Consider the following 15,086-nt stretch of genomic DNA (forward strand, 5'->3'; position numbering starts at 1 on the left):
GTGCAGGTAGGTTTAACAGCAGGTTTTCAAAACGTTTCATAGTATTATTTGTGCTTCCCTTCCTGAGGATTTGGAAACAGGTCCTCCTCCCCTTTTCGGGGCACCAGGCAGGCAAAGTCTTTTTCAACCAATATGTTCAGGTAGCTATTATCCGTCAATTTCTGGCGATGGTCAAATCCCACCTGTTCGGAGGCAGTCCATTCTCTGATCTGGCTTTCCGGAACGTTAACCGTAATAATATCACCGTTATACTCTGCACTAATCGATTCCACATCTGCTCCCTGCAACGCATAAATAAGCTTTCTTCCGCCAAAGTTAATGCTGTCTGAGACGTGCATATCTTCGGCCAGGTTAGCAACTTCCGACTGGCTCAGTCGAAGTCTCAGGCTGTTTCCAAGTATTCTGATCTTCATATTTTCAGATGTTCCCTCCCACAATATATATTAAAATTTCCCCTTTTCACGAATCCGAGAAGGGTCATATTACCTTGCTTTGCCAGTTCCACGGCCAAACTACTGGGCGCACCCACCGCTGCAACCAGCGGTATGCCAGCCATCAGGGCCTTCTGAATGAGCTCAAAACTGGCACGGCCACTGACCACCAAAAAATGGTCTCGCAATGGAACTTTATTCATCTCCAGCGCCGCACCGATCACTTTATCCAGTGCGTTGTGCCGACCGATGTCTTCCCTGAGCAGGATCAGGTCGCCGGATTTGTCAAACAACCCGCTTGCATGTAACCCGCCGGTATATTCAAAGACTTTTTGCCCCTTTCTTAAAAGGTCAGGAGCTGAGATCACCCGCTCTGCGACAAAAGTATAATCATTCTGAACAGAAGCACAGAGCTGCTTTACCTGATCTATGGACGTTTTTCCACAAACACCACAGCTACTGGAGGTAAAGAAATTACGCTTCAGTCTTTCAAGGCCGGGATCCACACCCGGCTTCAGGGAGATTCTTACAACATTGTCCCTTTCCCGCACATCCTTTACCTGAAGACAATACCGGATCGTCTGAATGTCATTTCGGTCTGTAACAATTCCCTCGGTGAATAAAAATCCCAGCGCCAATTCAAAATCATTCCCGGGGGTACGCATAGTTACGGCGATATCAGCTGTGGAACGATCCGACGGGTCACCATATTCAAGGCGAAGCTGCAACGGTTCTTCTACGGCCAGCAGATCTTTATCATGATTTAGCTGTCGCGTTCTCCAAACATCTACAGATGTTACCGCCGCCTTCATCAGGAAAGTCCGGTTATCCGGCCGTCGTTATCGATATCCATACCTGTGGCTGCAGGCAAAGGAGGCAGACCCGGCATACGCAGCATATTACCCATGATGGGAATGGAAAATCCGGCACCTGCTGCAATCTCTATCTCGCGCACAGTTACCGTAAAATTCTGTGGACGCCCAAGAGCACGTGGATCATCACTGAAGGAATTTTGAGTTTTTGCGATACAAACGGGTTTGTCATTCAGACCGATCCGCTCGATCTTGGCAAGGTTTTGTTTTGCCTTTGGAAGATATTCAATATCCTTTGCACCATAGATCTTACGGGCTATCGCCTCAATTTTTTCCTTGACCGACCAGTCCCAGTCATACGTACTTTTGAATTTTCTCGTCGTACGTTCTGCGGCTTCGGAGACCTTTTCCGCCAAATCAATGGCTCCTTTTCCTCCTTTCTCCCAGCCCTCACACAATGCCATAGGCACTTGTTGCTTTGCACACCAGTCTGTGAGAATTTTAACCTCTTCCGGCGAATCACCAGAAAACTTATTAAGAGAAACGATCACTGGCAAACCAAAGACCTTCATGTTTTCTATATGTCTTTCAATATTTACAAGGCCTTTAACCAGTGCTACTGTGTTGGGCTCTTTCAAGTCCGCCAGTGGCTGTCCGCCATGATATTTCAACGCGCGGATGGTTGCAACAAGCACGACAGCCCTGGGAGAAATATCCCCATAACGGCATTTAATATTAAGAAATTTCTCAGCCCCGAGGTCGGCACCAAATCCTGCTTCAGTAACGACATAATCGGTGAGTGACATACCCATTTTGGTGGCGATCAATGAATTGGTGCCTTGCGCAATATTAGCAAACGGACCGCCATGTATAATGGCGGGATTTCCCTCCAGGGTCTGCACCAGGTTAGGTTTGATTGCATCCTTGAGGAGGACAGCCATTGCACCTTCTGCTTTCAGGTCACGTGCAAATACAGCCTTCCCGTCATAGGTATCGCCGATATAAATGTTGCCCATTTTCTCCTTCAGGTCATCGATGTTCCTGGCCAGACATAGAATGGCCATTATTTCAGAAGCCGCTGTGATATTAAAGCCGGTTTCACGCATTACTCCACCTGGCTTACCCCCCATACCGGAAACTATATTTCTTAATGACCGGTCATTCATATCCATCACACGCTTCCATTCCACCGTTCGGGGATCAATTCCAAGATTGTCTTTTTTCGACTGAATGTTATTATCAACCAGCGCAGCAAGTAAGTTATTTGCCTTTTCTATGGCAGCGAAGTCGCCGGTAAAATGCAGATTGATATCTTCCATGGGTACAACCTGGGCATATCCGCCACCGGCGGCACCCCCTTTCATTCCAAAGACAGGTCCAAGCGACGGTTCCCTGAGAACGACTGTAGTCCGCTTACCAATCTGGTTCAAGCCCTCTGTAAGTGCGATCGACGTGGTTGTTTTGCCTTCGCCAGCAGGTGTTGGTGTCATGGCTGTAACAAGAATCAGCTTTGCCGATTTTACACGTTCTTCATCGATCAGCTGAATGGGCAATTTTGCCTTATATTTACCAAAAAGCTCCAGGCTTGATTCTGGTATATTTACTGATTTAGCTATTTCAATAATTGGCTTAAGCTCCTTTGATTGCGCTATGATCAGGTCTGATTTCATTATTTATTATTTTCAGGTTTAAGTGGCTACTAAAATTAGCAGTTATGACTGAATTTGCAGCATGAATGATCGCAAATCAAATTTCCGCTTCAAGGAATTCACGGTAGTCCATAATCAAAGTGCCATGAAAGTTGGCACAGATGGTGTTCTACTGGGAGCCTGGGCTGCAATTGATCAAGCCGATAGCATTCTTGACGTAGGAACCGGCACAGGACTCATCGCTCTTATGGCAGCACAACGGAATGCCCGCGCAGGAATTCACGCCATTGAACCGGATGAACCTGCGTATGCGGAAGCAAGAGAAAACTTCCAAAATAGTCCCTGGAAAGAACGGCTCACCATTGAGAAGGCAAAACTGCAGGAGCACATCGGAATGTATCAGGCAATACTCACAAATCCTCCCTACTTTCATCCGGGAAAGAATAACAAAGAATCCTCAAGAAATCAGGCAAGGCAGATGCATGAATTATCCCAAATGGATATAATCGAAGCAATGCCACGGCTGCTCACAGACGCAGGGAATCTGCATATCATCTTACCGGTAAAGGAAGGTAAGGATTTTATGGACCTGGCACTGGTCAATGGTCTTTTTCTGAATCGCCACTGTTTGGTTTATTCTGATCATGATCAGGCTGTCAGAAGAATGATGTCTTTCGGAAAAACTCCGGGAAGAATTCACCAGGAACATCTGTTCATCAGAAATAATGGAGAATACACCGAGGAATATAAAGCCCTTACATCTCCCTTCTACTTAGAATTGAAGGGCTAATTCCTGCAGGGAAGCAGGCTCATCGATAGATCATAATAATCAATTTTATCCGGCGTCATTTCCATCTTCAGGTTTCTGTTGTTGAAATCTCACCGTTCCGATGTAAATTAGGTGTTCTATGGCGCAGCAATTTGATACTATCGTGGTTGGTGCCGGTCCGGCGGGTGCAACTGCCGCACGTTATCTTGCTTCCTCAGGTGCGAAGGTTTTACTTCTTGAGAAGGAAAAATTGCCGAGGTACAAAGTTTGTGGTGGCGGATTGGTTTGGCGCGCACGCGAAGCACTGGAAATCCCTATCAATGATATTGTACACCAGGAATTTTACAGGATTGACTGGAAATTCCGGCATGATTTACATTATATCGTTGAAAGACCCTTTCCACTGGTATCCATGATTATGAGGGATCAGTTTGATGCATTTCTCACAAATGCCGCGGGTAAGGAAGGTGTGGTTATTCATGACGAGGAATCATTCGAATATTTTACAGAAGATGGTGAATCCATTTCTGTACGAACTGATAAAGATGAATACAGGGCCCGTCACTTAATTGCCGCAGACGGATTGCGCAGCAAAGTATTCAAACAGCTCAACATTAATGATCAGCGGATCAAAATACCAGCCATTGAGGCAGAAATAGAGATTGAAGATGGAAATGAAGATTTTTTCAAACAGGTGATCTTCGACGTTACTGCGATTCAAAAAGGATATGGCTGGATCTTTCCGAAGGCCAATCACCTATCTGTGGGTGTCGCTGCGATGCCCCATGCAGGCATGTCACTTAAACGAGCATTTTTCGACTACCTGATGAAAACCGGGCTGGAGCCGATCATCCGTGAAAAAAGACAATATGGCTTTCAGATCCCACTTTATCCTCACGGACAGTTATATCATAACAATATTCTTTTCACGGGTGATGCAGCGGGATTAGCCGACCCACTGGTGGCGGAGGGCATCTCGCATGCTATTTTTAGTGGCAAATGGGCAGCACGGGCAATCATTGAAAATCCTTCAACAGCTGCAGGTCCGGCTTATCAGCAGCTAATAAAGTCTGAGCTCGCACCGCAAATACGATCGGCACGTATGTTCTCAAAACTATTCTATGATTATCCCTCTTTTTGTGCCCGGATACTGAAAAATAAAGGACAGTATATTACCGAATATGTATCGGATGTTTTTGCCGGAACACGGCGATACCCTGATAATATAAATATGGTTGGGAAATCCATCAGGAAACTGATTCTGTGATATGATTCAAAGAAATTGTGCAACATTTTGTATTGATTTTTTTTATACCTTTGTTTAACAGGTAGATCGGCTGATTTGATTCGGCAAGGCCAGGTCCTAAAAAACTAAAACCTCTTCCGGCTTCTCATTCTTTTCTCCTTCCAAGAGTATTATTTTATTTTATCCTAATTTCAAATGAACATTTTCGTAGCCAAGTTGAACTTCCGCACAACCAGCGAGCAACTAAATGAGTATTTCTCCGCGTATGGCACCGTGACATCCGCAAAAGTTATTTTCGATCGTGAAACGCAACGTTCCAAAGGATTTGGATTTGTTGAAATGCCTGATGATGAAGAAGCAGAAAACGCAATTCGTGAACTGAATGAAAGTATGATGGATGGGCGAACCATCGTTGTGAAGAAAGCACGCCCCAAAGAAGAGCGTTAATCCATAGATATTTCCTGAAAGCGATCCGGAAGGGTCGCTTTTTTTATGCCTTTTCCAAAATCAGACCTGCCGCTTCGCGAAGATTCTCCGCATAATGATCGGCATTCACACTGTTGGCATATTTCACCTGTATCGTGTTCAATCCAATTTTTTTCGCCGGAACAAGATCCCTGTCTTTGTCACCAATCATCCAGCTGTAGCGCACGTCAAAATGATACCTCGCAAGGGCCTTTTCAAAAAGCAGTGACCCTGGTTTCCGGGTGAGACTTTCTGTTAATACCGGATGCCAGGGCGAATAATAAAAATGTTCAATGATGCCTCCGGTGGCTTCACGTATGATGTTATGGCAAAGTTCCATATCCTCACGTTTGTAGAGCCCTTTGGCAATTCCTGCCTGATTTGTGATCACAATAAGCCCGTATCCTGCCCGATGCAGATCTTTCATTGCATCAACCGCGCCTGGAATAAAGACAAAATGATCCGGAGAATAAACATAGTCGTCCCGGTCCATGTTGATCACACCATCCCTGTCGAGTAATACATACTTATTGCGCAATTGAATCATGTTATAAAGTTGTGTATTTCTTTGCTAAGTATTCCAATTTCCGGAATAATCTCTAAAATGGTTTCCAACGGCAATCTGATTTCCGTCGATTTTAGTATTTTAGCCGACCAGCCATGAACTGATGTGAAGAACGACAGCCTCATTATAATACCTACATACAATGAAAAAGAGAATATCGAGCTCATCATCGAGGCTGTATTTGCTCTTCCCAAGCGATTTGATGTACTAATAATCGATGATAATTCACCCGACGGAACTGCGGCGATTGTGAAGCATTTAATGAGCCAGGATCAGGAGGCCAGGACCATCCATCTTATTGAAAGGGAGGGGAAATTAGGGCTTGGTACTGCCTACATCATGGGATTCCGCTTTGCTATAGAACATGGCTATGACTATATCTTTGAGATGGATGCGGATTTTTCGCATAATCCGATGGATTTGCAGCGTCTTTATGATGCCTGTGCGATTGATGGAAACGATGTAGCGGTTGGTTCCCGATATGTGAGTGGGGTTAATGTGGTAAACTGGCCGATGGGAAGGGTAATCATGTCCTATTTTGCGAGTAAATATGTACAATTCATCACGGGAATGCCCATTAATGATACAACTGCCGGTTTTGTATGTTTTAAACGCAATGTGCTGGAACGAATCGACCTGGATTCAATACGTTTTATTGGATATGCTTTCCAGATAGAAATGAAGTTTACTGCACTTTCCCATGGATTTAAAGTAGCTGAGGTCCCGATAATATTTACAGACAGAACACGTGGAAAATCAAAAATGTCGAGCGGGATATTCAAAGAAGCTTTTTTCGGTGTTATACTGATGAAGGTGAGCAGCTACTTCAGAAAATATCAACCGGCATAATCCATCCTGGCAATTTTCCAGTTATCAAGGTATTTAAGCTCCTGGTAATCCACCATTTGTCGTATGAGTTCAATAACCTGTTCCGGCTCTTCGGGATCGAGCACATTGAGTATATATTCCACATCTCTGGGAGTTGAGTCTACCAGTTCCAGAATATGCTGCCGGAAACGCTCTTCTTCCTCTGCATGCTCACCTTTCAGTCTTGCCAGGCAAATGTCACAGGTCCCACATCGTTTGTCAGACTCCTCTCCAAAATATCGCTGAATAAATCGCGTTCTGCACATCTTCCTGTTACGGAAATATGCCGCCATAATACTCCATTTTTCAAAGGCCTGATCTTTTCGACTATCCAGTGCATGCTGACTAACCGAAAGCACCCGTACATCCTGCCTGGGCTGGAGAAACATGATCTGTGGATTATCTTTTCGCTGCTGATAATCCAGAATACCAGCTGAAACCAGGTAATTCAGTTCCTTATAAACACTTTCTACGGACATTCCCAGCAATTTGGCTATCTGCTGCTCATATATGGTTACATAATGCGTATACAATTCACCACCATATAAACGGAGCAGGCCTTTAATGAAGTTTTCACTTCTCTGATGGGCAATCTCAAATTTGTATACTTCTGTTTTATTGGCCAGAAAGATCGCCCTGGAAGGCAGGTGAATTCCCATATTCAGCTGAATCAATCCATTTTCCTCCAGCTTTTTCAGCGCATTGAACAAATCCATTGCAGGAATCCGATACCGTTCAGAAAAAGCAGAAATATCAAAATCAAGAGATCGTTCCGGCAGACTTCCAATTGCAAGTGAATAATAGTTCGCCAGTGCCTGGTATACGCGCTGTAGTGTTTCCTTATCAGGGTGTTCACTGTCAAGAATCTTTTTCTGAACACCCAGGTCCTGTTCATTACATATAAGGACAGCAAACGCTTTAAGACCGTCACGCCCTGCTCTGCCCGCCTCCTGGTAGTATGATTCCATGGATGAGGGAATGTCGTAATGGATTACAGTGCGTACATTCGCCTTATCAATACCCATACCAAATGCGCTGGTGGCTACCATTACTGTAACCTGACCGTTCACCCATTGCTGCTGTCGTTTCTGGCGCTCCTCTGCTGCCAGGCCTGCATGATAGAAAGTACAGGAAATCCCATTCATGAACAGGAATCGGGCAATGTCGGATGTCGACTTTCTGGATCTTGTGTAGACAATGGATGAACCTTCTATCTTTCGAAGGATCTCAAGGAGCTTGTGATCCTTATCGTCTTCCTCCCGTACCGCATAGGATAAATTCTTTCTTCCGAACGTTTCCCTGAAAACACCATATCCTTGCTTAAAGTGAAGCTGTTCGCAAATGTCTTTCTGTACTTCAGGGGTCGCAGATGCTGACAAGGCGATTACAGGAACCCCGGGGCAAAGCTTACGCAGTTCGGCAATTTCTCGGTAGGCTGGCCTGAAATCATGCCCCCACTGAGAAATGCAATGTGCTTCATCGACGGCAATCAGATTCACGTTCATCTTTGCGACCCGTTGCTGAAAAAGTTCTGATTTCAGGCGCTCGGGTGAAACATATAAAAAATGAATGGCACCGTAAGCACAATTATCAAGTGTTACATCGATTTCCCTCGAGGTCATCCCGCTGTGCAGGGCATCTGCGCGAATTCCGCGCCGGTTCAACTGATACACCTGATCCAGCATCAGTGCGATCAGGGGAGTAACTACAATGCAAATGCCGTCTTTAAGTAACGCCGGGATCTGAAAGCATACGGATTTCCCTCCGCCGGTCGGCAGAATTGCAAGCGTATCCTTTCCATTAAGAACATTTTGGATGATCTCTTCCTGACCTTTACGAAAATGGTCATATCCATATACCTTCTGCAGGACCTCAAGCGGGGTCATCACCAGTCCAATGATGTTTTATCCAAAAAAGAGGCAATGCCTTTCCTGCAATCGTCTGTTTCACGCGCATGGGCGTTCATCTCAGCCGCATATTCCAGTGCCTCGTCCAGTGGCATAGATGGTATCGCAGCGATCATTTCCTTGGTCAGCGCCATAGACTTTTCACTGTTTCCTTTAATTAAGCGCTCACTGAATTCAGCAATAGCAGTATCCAGATCACCTGAAGAAACCAGATACTGCGCAATGCCAATATCACAGGCTTCAGCCGCATCAATCAAATCCCCTGTGAGTAAGAGTTTTCTGGCTTGTGCCTCTCCGAGTTTACGAAGCAGAAAAACTTTAACCAATGCCGGAACAAATCCGATTTTTACTTCTGTATATCCAAACTTTGCTTCAGGTACAGTAAAAACAAAATCACATACCGTTGCCAGTCCGCACCCACCCGCAATAGCATGACCATGAACACGACCAATAACCACCTTTGGAAACGTATAGATCTTCAGGAACAGGGACTTGAGGTGTCGCGAATCAGCCAGGTTTTCATCAAAGGTGTTCGACTGGAGCTCCTGCAAATAAGCCAGATCGGCACCTGCACAAAACACCTTGCCTTCTGCACCCAGGATAACAACCTTACAGTCAGAATCCAGGGCAGCCTTGTCAAATGCATCCAGTAATTCTGTTACAACCTCTCCATTGAGCGCATTACGCTTGTCAGGCCGGTTCAAATTAATATATGCCCTGCGTTGATCTGTTTGGTATGTGATATACTTATATTTCATGATGCTGTTATTTTCAAAAACGTCCCCATCGTACGAAGGTCATGAATCTTACAACCTGTTTCTAATCCCCATTCCCTCCACATTTTTCGTTCGGAAAAAGATAACCCGGGGGCAAGGACGATGACCTGCCCGCTTTCAATTACGTGATTTCCCGGAATCGGTCCCCCGTTGATAATAATAATGTCAGCCGATATCGGCACGGTTAACCGTTCACTGGTTGAAAATACACGCGTATTACCAAATTTATATAATTGTTGGGTATAGTTGCCGTATTGAATTCTTTTTACTGATGAAAGCTCCCTGTTTAAAGGCACGGATTGGTCGGAAACAACTACCGACAGTACGGGTGAATCCATCCTGATCACCGGCATCCGGATGCCGCGGGATATTGTGATTTTATTCGTTTCAGCTAAATTACGGGGCAAGACCGTCAAGACAACTATTAAAAACAGTATTCCTGCCAACAGCCGGCGCCCCGGAAAATAAAACAAAATACCTGTCGAAATTATGATTCCAACCGCCAGCATCAGCGTTATATTTTGAAAATCCATGTACTGATACATTCCTTCCTGATCACTCAATAGAACCACAGCCTCATTCAATTCAGAAACCACATAGGATAGTATCGAAGAAACGCCCCTTGAAAAATAGGGTACGCCGAAAGAAATCAGACCCAGAACAGATAGGAATATGACAACGAATACTGCCGGTATGAGAACCATGGAAAAAAGAATACCTCCTGGTGAAATACCACCAAAGTAGAAAATAATGAGAGGCCAGGTGAGCGCCTGGGCTGAAATGGAAACAGTGAATATTCGCAGAATAAAGGCCAGGATTGAAGAAACATTTATCAGCATCTTTTCAAAAATCGGTTGAAAAAGAGCAATCCCGCAAACCGCTCCATAGGACAGCTGGAATCCAACTGTATATACCTGGAAAGGATCTGTGAGCCAAACTATAAATGCGGTTACCGAAAGTGTATGCACTATGGAAACCGGCCGGAGCATAAGCTTGCCAACGCTGAAAATCGTAAGAAACAATACTGCACGGAGAACCGACGGACTATATCCCACAACAGCCGCATAAAGCCAAAGAAGAATGACAGGAACCAGGATTTTTACCCATTTACCCACAGAATAATTAGGGACTTTGTGCAAAATCAATTGTATGAACAAAAACAATATCGACACATGCATTCCTGAAACAGCAAGGACATGCATACCTCCTACCCGCTGATAGGCTGTTCTAAGTTGATCGGAAAGAATTCGCCGATCTCCCAGCAGAATACCCTGAACCGTGGCCAATTCATCTTTTCCTGCCAGCATCTTTACCAATCGTCTTACGATTTCACCGCGAATGACCTGTACCGACCCCGAGGCAGGCTGAACTACAATTGCATTATCAACATAGATTTGTTTCCTGATATGACGATTTTCATAATAGGCACGTACATCAAAGGTTCCGGATACCGAACGCAGGGAGTCGATCCTGCCTGAAAGAAATACGAGCTCACCTGTCTTCAGCGCAACTTCTCCGTTGAAATTATTCACCAGTATCTTTTGATTGAACCGGCGCCATTCATGGTCCACAAGTATCGCGTATATTCTGGCTTCAAAGCGATGGTCATTTACCTTTTTCAGAATCCTGACGACAACGGGCCCTTTTCGTAGTGGTTGTTCATCAGTTAATTTGAAGATCCCGTAATGAACATAGCCCCCCAGAATAAGGACTACGGGGATAATGCCCCGGGCATACCTATGAATAAAATATTTTTGGCAGATCAGTGCTATGATAAGCATCAACAGAAGAGAACCTGCTACACAAAGATCCCCGGGAAATTGTCTGCTCAGGATAATCCCGGTAAAAAAATAAAGCGTAATTCTCAGGAATAATGTTCTCACGACAGAAGGTCGTGATCAGTACGGACAAATTATACGATCGGAACAGACATTTCCATTCGCTGATGCTTGATATCACATTCGAGGAAAATATCTCCAACAGGTTTGAATCCGAATTGCGCGTAGAGCGGCTGAACGTCCCACTGGGCATTCAGATACAGCGTCTGATGGTTAAATTTTGGATGACGTTTGATATCCCGGATAACCTCATCCACCAGTTGAGAAGCGATGCCCCGCTTTCGGAAATCAGCGAGCACGGCAAACCGCTCAAGCTTGATCCCCTCGTTTGTAAACCGCCAGCGGGCGGCACCCACAGCCTCCCCATCCTGCAGCGCGACAAAATGACGGCAAACAGGTTCAAATTCATCGAATTCATCTTCCCGGTCGATATTCTGTTCTACAATGTACACAGCTTCACGAACGGCAAAGGCCTGTTTCAGCTCTTCATTCGTTTGAACCAGACGTATTTCCACGGGTATGCGATTCATGACTATTTTCATAAGTATCGTAGGCGGCTATGATGTCCTTTACAATCTTATGACGGACAACATCCTTTCCTGACAAGGCTACAAATCCGATTCCATCAATATCTTTCAGGATTCGGGTAGCTTCAATGAGCCCGGATTTCTGTTTTTTCGGAAGGTCGATCTGGGAGGTGTCACCTGTAATAATCACTTTGGATTGGGGGCCCATCCGTGTAAGGAACATCTTAATCTGATTAGGCGTGGTATTTTGAGCTTCATCCAGCAGGATAAATGCATTATTCAATGTGCGGCCGCGCATGTATGCCAGGGGAGCAATCTCGATTACATTATTCTCCATGTAGTACCGGAGCTTTTCAGCAGGCACCATATCGTAGAGGGCATCATAAATCGGCCGGAGGTACGGATCCAGTTTCTCCTTCAGATCACCGGGCAAAAATCCCAGTGTTTCTCCCGCTTCGACAGCAGGGCGGGTAATAATGATTTTTTTAACCTGTTTATTCTTAAGCGCCTTCACCGCCAGTGCAACGGATATATACGTTTTACCCGTTCCAGCCGGCCCAAGGGCAAATACCAGATCATTGTTGGATACAGCATAAACAAGTTTCTGCTGATTGATGGTCTTCGGCTTGATCGTAAACCCACGGGTACCGTAAATGAGTACCTCTTCCTGCTCGGGGAGCTCTGCTTCGGCTTCCATTGCCAGGTAATTCTGCACGTTTTCCTCCGTAACCTTACCAAATTTGTGATAATGTTCAATCAATGAATTCAGAATATCATTGATCTTCAGAATTTCCGTCGTACTTCCCTTAATACGGATCTCATTGCCCCGTGACACAATCTTGCTTTTGGGAAATGCTGAAGCAACTTCATTGATGTTTTTATTCTCAACTCCAAGAAAGTCGATCAGAGAAACGTTCTCCAGTGTAATAACTTTTTCTACCAAACTTGAATAAGGTTTAGGATAAATTTTTAATGGGTAAAATTTACTTAATTTTGTCAACAAAAGTAGGCAATGCCTGCAGTTCCTTTAAGTACATTAACGTTTTATCTGACGAAATTTTTCATACAGAGGTTTTATGGCCATAGTTACATTCTTATCAGACTTCGGTGAAAGTGATCACTATGTGGCAGCCGTAAAAGCAAAAATCCTGTCTGTAAACAGTGGAATACGTATAATCGATATCAGCCATCAAATAGGAAAATGCGATCTCGCCCACGGCGCCTTTGTAATCCGGTCGGTGTTTCGTGATTTTCCCCGCGGAACAGTGCATCTTGTCGCCGTGAACAGTGTAGGTGGTTCGGAAGATAATTTCATAGCACTGGAAATGCATGGGCATTATTTTGTTGGGACAGATAATGGGATTTTCGGGTTAATAAGTGATGAAGAGGCTCGTATTATTGTCAATATAAATACGCTCAACCCCGTACGTTCCACATTTCCCACGCGTACCGTGCTCGCCGTCGCGGCAGCCAAAATTGCCAGTGGTACAGCCATTACAGATCTGGGCCCCCGGGTTGCAACCTATCGACGTATGATGGGCAGACAACTGAAAGCCAACAAAAAGATGATCACAGGGCATGTGCTAAGGGTGGATCATTATGGCAACCTTATCACTAATATCGATCGGGAGACATTCAATATACTCAGCAAAGACAAGAAATTTACCATCAGCTTTGCCCGTGAACGTATAAGCCGGATCCATGAATTTCTTCACCAGGTAGATCCGGGGGATGTTTTTGTGATTTTCAATGACCTTGGCCTGATGGAAATCGGGGTGAATATGGGTAATGCGATGAATTTGCTTGGACTCAAATACGACAGTCCCGTCATGATAAACTTCGAAGAATAATGCTGATCCGTATCGTCAGAATGACCTTCCGCGAGGATTCAGTTCAGGCATTCCTGAACATTTTCAATAATAGCAGGGATAAAATCCGCCATTTCCCCGGTTGTCGCCATCTGGAGCTTCACAGGGATGCCAATGACCCCAATACCTTCTGTACCTACAGTCACTGGGAAAGCCAGGACCACCTGGACCGGTACCGGGATTCTGAATTATTTGGATCCGTTTGGCCAGCGACAAAAGCCCTATTTGCCGAAAAGCCCTTTGCATTCTCGAATCACATAGAGCAGGTGGTGGAATAAACCTTCTTCAGGTTATACCGTCCGACCGCTCATTAAATCGTAACTTACCATCTATCATTCAGTTAAAATTAACCACTCAACAATGAGCAATACGATTTTATTAGATAAAAGACCCGTTGGAACACCTGAATTATCAGACTTTAAATTCACCACCGAAGAAGTTCCTGCCCTGCAGGACGGACAATTTTTATTGGAAACAAAGTACGTTTCGGTAGATCCGTATCTCCGGGGAAGGATGAATGACGCGAAGTCATATATCCCCCCGTTTGAGTTGCACAAGCCCATCGTTTCCGGAATCATTGCCGAAGTTCTGGAATCAAAAAATGACGCGTTTAACAAAGGTAATTATGTTTCGGGTATGCTTCAATGGAAAAAGCAACAGGTTTCTTCAGGAAAAGGGCTTATGAAGGTTGACCCCCGAATGGCGCCGTTATCGGCCTACCTGGGGGTTCTTGGTCTCACGGGTTTAACAGCCTACACAGGCCTCATGGAAATCGGAAAACCGGTGCAAGGAGAAACCCTGGTGGTTTCAGGCGCCGCCGGTGCTGTTGGTAGTATTGTCGGACAAATCGGGAAAATACTGGGATTACGGGTTGTAGGTATCGCCGGGACTGATGAAAAGGTAAACATCCTTAAATCTGAATTTGGATTTGATGAAGGCATCAACTACAAAACCACCAAAAATATGAGAGCAGCAATCGCCGCTGCTTGTCCGGATGGCGTGGATATCTACTTTGACAATGTAGGGGGTTCGATATCCGATGCAGTTTTATTCAGCATAAATCGTTTTGCCCGGTTGATCATCTGCGGAGCCATCTCCATGTACAACGACACGTCTATGCCAACCGGCATCAGCGTACAGCCGTTCCTGATCAGGAACAGCGCGCTGATGCAGGGGTTTATTGTTTCAAACTATGAGGATAAATTCCCGGAAGCCATTCAAAAACTAAGCGGATGGATGAAGGAAGGAAAATTAGCCTACAATGAAACCATTGTGGAAGGCTTTGAAAATATTCCGACAGCATTTCTTGATCTGTTTTCTGGTAAGAACAAGGGCAAAATAGTGGTAAAGGTGTGACCTCCGGGAG

General features: G+C 44.9%; 16 protein-coding genes. 7 read left to right on the forward strand and 9 right to left on the reverse strand.

Going from position 1 to position 15,086, the window contains the following annotated elements:
- Nucleotides 1-44: 44 nt before the first annotated feature.
- Genes LDX50_RS10260 through LDX50_RS10270 form a run of 3 tightly spaced genes read right to left on the reverse strand, consistent with a single transcriptional unit; the run spans nt 45 to nt 2,913 of the window.
- A complete protein-coding gene (locus LDX50_RS10260; RefSeq protein ID WP_225698356.1) occupies nt 45-413 on the reverse strand; it encodes a DUF7009 family protein in 369 nt (122 codons plus the stop codon).
- On the reverse strand, nt 410-1,243 hold the full coding sequence (gene fdhD / locus LDX50_RS10265; protein ID WP_225698357.1) for a formate dehydrogenase accessory sulfurtransferase FdhD: 834 nt from the start codon (nt 1,241-1,243) through the stop codon (nt 410-412). The genes LDX50_RS10260 and fdhD overlap by 4 nt, the downstream gene beginning before the upstream one ends.
- Nucleotides 1,243-2,913, reverse strand: a complete 1,671-nt coding sequence (locus LDX50_RS10270; protein ID WP_225698358.1) for a formate--tetrahydrofolate ligase — start codon at nt 2,911-2,913, stop codon at nt 1,243-1,245. The genes fdhD and LDX50_RS10270 overlap by 1 nt, the downstream gene beginning before the upstream one ends.
- A gap of 61 nt (nt 2,914-2,974) precedes the next feature.
- On the opposite strand from LDX50_RS10270, the gene LDX50_RS10275 reads away from it, so the two are divergent.
- The 3 genes from LDX50_RS10275 to LDX50_RS10285 all read left to right on the forward strand — a co-directional run bounded on the left by LDX50_RS10275 (nt 2,975) and on the right by LDX50_RS10285 (nt 5,354).
- Complete coding sequence (locus tag LDX50_RS10275) at nt 2,975-3,682, forward strand: tRNA1(Val) (adenine(37)-N6)-methyltransferase (protein WP_225698359.1); 708 nt, start codon at nt 2,975-2,977, stop codon at nt 3,680-3,682.
- Nucleotides 3,683-3,800: 118 nt separating this feature from the next.
- The gene (locus LDX50_RS10280) at nt 3,801-4,928 is read left to right on the forward strand and encodes an NAD(P)/FAD-dependent oxidoreductase (protein WP_225698360.1); all 1,128 of its coding nucleotides are present in this window, start codon (nt 3,801-3,803) and stop codon (nt 4,926-4,928) included.
- A 174-nt stretch (nt 4,929-5,102) separates the two neighbouring features.
- Nucleotides 5,103-5,354, forward strand: coding sequence for an RNA recognition motif domain-containing protein (locus tag LDX50_RS10285; protein ID WP_225698361.1), 252 nt, complete (start codon nt 5,103-5,105; stop codon nt 5,352-5,354).
- Between the two features lie 43 nt (nt 5,355-5,397).
- On the opposite strand, the gene LDX50_RS10290 is transcribed toward LDX50_RS10285, so the two are convergent.
- Nucleotides 5,398-5,919 (reverse strand): D-glycero-alpha-D-manno-heptose-1,7-bisphosphate 7-phosphatase, encoded by a 522-nt coding sequence (locus LDX50_RS10290; protein ID WP_225698362.1) that lies wholly within the window; start codon nt 5,917-5,919, stop codon nt 5,398-5,400.
- A 123-nt stretch (nt 5,920-6,042) separates the two neighbouring features.
- On the opposite strand from LDX50_RS10290, the gene LDX50_RS10295 reads away from it, so the two are divergent.
- Entirely contained in the window at nt 6,043-6,786 is a 744-nt protein-coding gene (locus tag LDX50_RS10295) for a polyprenol monophosphomannose synthase (RefSeq protein WP_225698363.1), read from the forward strand.
- Here LDX50_RS10295 and LDX50_RS10300 read toward each other — a convergent pair.
- Genes LDX50_RS10300 through LDX50_RS10320 form a run of 5 tightly spaced genes read right to left on the reverse strand, consistent with a single transcriptional unit; the run spans nt 6,774 to nt 12,795 of the window.
- A complete protein-coding gene (locus tag LDX50_RS10300) occupies nt 6,774-8,690 on the reverse strand; it encodes a RecQ family ATP-dependent DNA helicase (RefSeq protein WP_225698364.1) in 1,917 nt (638 codons plus the stop codon). The genes LDX50_RS10295 and LDX50_RS10300 overlap by 13 nt on opposite strands.
- Nucleotides 8,690-9,469 (reverse strand): enoyl-CoA hydratase/isomerase family protein, encoded by a 780-nt coding sequence (locus LDX50_RS10305; RefSeq protein WP_225698365.1) that lies wholly within the window; start codon nt 9,467-9,469, stop codon nt 8,690-8,692. The genes LDX50_RS10300 and LDX50_RS10305 overlap by 1 nt, the downstream gene beginning before the upstream one ends.
- Nucleotides 9,466-11,370, reverse strand: coding sequence for a ComEC/Rec2 family competence protein (locus LDX50_RS10310; RefSeq protein ID WP_225698366.1), 1,905 nt, complete (start codon nt 11,368-11,370; stop codon nt 9,466-9,468). The genes LDX50_RS10305 and LDX50_RS10310 overlap by 4 nt, the downstream gene beginning before the upstream one ends.
- A gap of 29 nt (nt 11,371-11,399) precedes the next feature.
- A complete protein-coding gene (locus LDX50_RS10315; protein ID WP_225698367.1) occupies nt 11,400-11,855 on the reverse strand; it encodes a GNAT family N-acetyltransferase in 456 nt (151 codons plus the stop codon).
- Nucleotides 11,812-12,795 carry a PhoH family protein gene (locus tag LDX50_RS10320; RefSeq protein ID WP_225698368.1) on the reverse strand — a complete coding sequence of 328 codons (984 nt, stop codon included), beginning with the start codon at nt 12,793-12,795 and terminating at the stop codon, nt 11,812-11,814. Before LDX50_RS10320 ends, LDX50_RS10315 begins: the two co-directional genes overlap by 44 nt.
- Nucleotides 12,796-12,928: 133 nt before the next feature.
- On the opposite strand from LDX50_RS10320, the gene LDX50_RS10325 reads away from it, so the two are divergent.
- From LDX50_RS10325 to LDX50_RS10335, 3 genes are all read left to right on the forward strand, one after another.
- On the forward strand, nt 12,929-13,702 hold the full coding sequence (locus LDX50_RS10325) for an SAM hydrolase/SAM-dependent halogenase family protein (protein WP_225698369.1): 774 nt from the start codon (nt 12,929-12,931) through the stop codon (nt 13,700-13,702).
- Nucleotides 13,702-13,998, forward strand: a complete 297-nt coding sequence (locus LDX50_RS10330; protein ID WP_225698370.1) for a putative quinol monooxygenase — start codon at nt 13,702-13,704, stop codon at nt 13,996-13,998. Before LDX50_RS10325 ends, LDX50_RS10330 begins: the two co-directional genes overlap by 1 nt.
- Before the next feature lie 82 nt (nt 13,999-14,080).
- Nucleotides 14,081-15,076: an NADP-dependent oxidoreductase gene (locus LDX50_RS10335; RefSeq protein ID WP_225698371.1), complete on the forward strand. Its 996-nt coding sequence runs from the start codon at nt 14,081-14,083 to the stop codon at nt 15,074-15,076.
- Nucleotides 15,077-15,086: the final 10 nt, after the last annotated feature.

The organism is Fulvivirga sedimenti (assembly GCF_020328055.1).

What these genes read in the sequence shown, in the direction of transcription:
- LDX50_RS10260 (WP_225698356.1), bottom strand. Translation starts at nt 413, where the DNA reads ATGAAGATCAGAATACTTGGAAACAGCCTGAGACTTCGACTGAGCCAG.
- fdhD (WP_225698357.1), bottom strand. Translation starts at nt 1,243, where the DNA reads ATGAAGGCGGCGGTAACATCTGTAGATGTTTGGAGAACGCGACAGCTA.
- LDX50_RS10270 (WP_225698358.1), bottom strand. Translation starts at nt 2,913, where the DNA reads ATGAAATCAGACCTGATCATAGCGCAATCAAAGGAGCTTAAGCCAATT.
- LDX50_RS10275 (WP_225698359.1), top strand. Translation starts at nt 2,975, where the DNA reads ATGAATGATCGCAAATCAAATTTCCGCTTCAAGGAATTCACGGTAGTC.
- LDX50_RS10280 (WP_225698360.1), top strand. Translation starts at nt 3,801, where the DNA reads ATGGCGCAGCAATTTGATACTATCGTGGTTGGTGCCGGTCCGGCGGGT.
- LDX50_RS10285 (WP_225698361.1), top strand. Translation starts at nt 5,103, where the DNA reads ATGAACATTTTCGTAGCCAAGTTGAACTTCCGCACAACCAGCGAGCAA.
- LDX50_RS10290 (WP_225698362.1), bottom strand. Translation starts at nt 5,919, where the DNA reads ATGATTCAATTGCGCAATAAGTATGTATTACTCGACAGGGATGGTGTG.
- LDX50_RS10300 (WP_225698364.1), bottom strand. Translation starts at nt 8,690, where the DNA reads ATGACCCCGCTTGAGGTCCTGCAGAAGGTATATGGATATGACCATTTT.
- LDX50_RS10305 (WP_225698365.1), bottom strand. Translation starts at nt 9,469, where the DNA reads ATGAAATATAAGTATATCACATACCAAACAGATCAACGCAGGGCATAT.
- LDX50_RS10315 (WP_225698367.1), bottom strand. Translation starts at nt 11,855, where the DNA reads ATGAATCGCATACCCGTGGAAATACGTCTGGTTCAAACGAATGAAGAG.
- LDX50_RS10325 (WP_225698369.1), top strand. Translation starts at nt 12,929, where the DNA reads ATGGCCATAGTTACATTCTTATCAGACTTCGGTGAAAGTGATCACTAT.
- LDX50_RS10330 (WP_225698370.1), top strand. Translation starts at nt 13,702, where the DNA reads ATGCTGATCCGTATCGTCAGAATGACCTTCCGCGAGGATTCAGTTCAG.
- LDX50_RS10335 (WP_225698371.1), top strand. Translation starts at nt 14,081, where the DNA reads ATGAGCAATACGATTTTATTAGATAAAAGACCCGTTGGAACACCTGAA.